At 65.4% G+C, this 1,715-nt stretch carries 3 protein-coding genes; 1 reads left to right on the top strand and 2 read right to left on the bottom strand.

Translation table 11 applies throughout. The annotated features are described in order from the left end of the window. Positions 1-70: 70 nt before the first annotated feature. Positions 71-529: a ribonuclease P protein component gene (rnpA, locus tag Q4C89_RS15005; protein WP_303103424.1), complete on the bottom strand. Its 459-nt coding sequence runs from the start codon at positions 527-529 to the stop codon at positions 71-73. A gap of 101 nt (positions 530-630) precedes the next feature. After that, the gene (gene rpmH, locus Q4C89_RS15000; protein ID WP_010888783.1) at positions 631-774 is read right to left on the bottom strand and encodes a 50S ribosomal protein L34; all 144 of its coding nucleotides are present in this window, start codon (positions 772-774) and stop codon (positions 631-633) included. Between the two features lie 331 nt (positions 775-1,105). Between rpmH and Q4C89_RS14995 the strand changes: the two genes are divergently transcribed. Continuing rightward, positions 1,106-1,715 (top strand): ABC transporter ATP-binding protein (locus Q4C89_RS14995; protein ID WP_303103423.1); only part of this gene is annotated, 610 nt, incomplete at its 3' end.

Genomic DNA, 1,715 nt, shown 5'->3' with positions numbered 1-1,715 from the left:
GGCGCAGGCTTGCGCGGCGAGAGTTCGCGCTGATACCAGCGTACCGCCCGCACCAGCACTTGCGCGGCGCTCATGGCGACTCCTGACCCGGTGCAGCCGTCCCGAAAGATGCAGCATTCACGCCAGAGGGTACGCGCCCCGTCCCGCCCCGGTTCCCGCGCTTGCCCCCGCTGCGGCCCAGTTGACCGCCCCCCCGCACCAGCGCCCGGGCCAGTGCCGCTTGCAACTCGGCAAACGGTACGCCCAGCACGCCGGGATTGAGCATCACGATGGCGCGGCAGGCAGGCAGGCCACCCGGCAGCAGTTCGGGCGGCATGGTTCGCAGGGCCTCGCGCACCCGGCGGCGGGCGCGGTTGCGGTCTACAGCCCGCTTGAGCGTCTTTTTGGACACCACCAGCCCCATCAGGGCGCGGGGTCGCCAGGCTTCGCCGTAGCGCGGGCGGTAGTCGGTCAGGCGCAGGGTAAAGAGCGGGTCACGCACCGCCGCACCGTGCGCCCTGACCTTGCGAAATTCGCGCTCACCACGCAAAGAATCCAGCGCCACCCGGCGGCGAGGCTGGGCCTCTGTCCCCTGTGTGGCGCTGGTTGGTAAAAGCTGAGAGATAGGGTCCCCCGACAATCAGGCGGGACTTACTCGTCGCTGACGGTCAACTGGTGACGGCCCTTGGCGCGGCGGCGAGCCAGGATGTTACGGCCGGACTTGGTCTTCATGCGGGCGCGGAAACCGTGGGTCTTGGCCCGCTTGCGGTTGTTGGGCTGGTAGGTACGCTTCATTTGCTTCTCACTCCTTGGGGGTTCTTTTTCGTCGTCCCCGGCGCGGTTTCCGGCAGCTCTGAGCCACTGGAGTCACCGACCTTTCCGGCGCGACGATACGCCCCGTCATGGGGCAAACTCGCCCAGTGTATCACGTCGCCGGGCGCAGGACGAGGGGCAGCCACCAGCCACCTCCCGCGTCCCGCGTTTGCGCTAGAGTCTGCTCTGTCAGCACAGCGTCAGCGGAAGTCAGGAATTCTCGCACGGACCCCGGTTCCCCGGTGCTTTCCTCGCCCTGTGGCCTGGAAGCGGTTCACGGGAGAAGAGAAGGGGCAGCAAAGGAGTAGGCGTTATGGCCGAAGTGATTCTCGAACACGTCAACAAGCATTACGGAACCAAGCACCACGCGGTCAAGGACTTCAACCTCCACATCGCCGACCGCGAATTCATGGTCTTCGTCGGGCCGTCGGGCTGCGGCAAGTCCACCACCCTGCGGATGATTGCGGGCCTGGAAGACATCAGCGACGGCGTGCTGAAAATCGGCAACCGCATCGTCAACGACGTGCCACCCAAGGACCGCGACATTGCGATGGTCTTTCAGAACTACGCGCTCTACCCGCACATGAACGTCTACGAGAACATGGCGTTCGGCCTCAAACTCCGCAAGACGCCCAAAGAAGAAATCGACAAGCGCGTGCGTGACGCGGCGCGGATTTTGCAGATCGAGCACCTGCTGGGCCGCAAACCCAAGGAACTCTCGGGCGGTCAGCGTCAGCGTGTGGCGATGGGCCGCGCCATCGTGCGTGAGCCTTCCGTGTTTCTGATGGACGAGCCGCTGTCCAACCTCGACGCCAAGCTGCGCGTGGAAATGCGCTCGCAGATCAGCCAGCTTCATCGCCGCCTGGGGGCCACCATCATCTACGTGACGCACGACCAGGTCGAGGCGATGACGCTCGGCAACC

Origin of the sequence: Deinococcus sp. (genome assembly GCF_030523985.1) — a bacterium.
Classification (GTDB): domain Bacteria; phylum Deinococcota; class Deinococci; order Deinococcales; family Deinococcaceae; genus Deinococcus.
The sequence above is the reverse complement of the archived record's forward strand: the minus strand, read 5'-3'. Positions and strand labels throughout refer to the sequence as shown.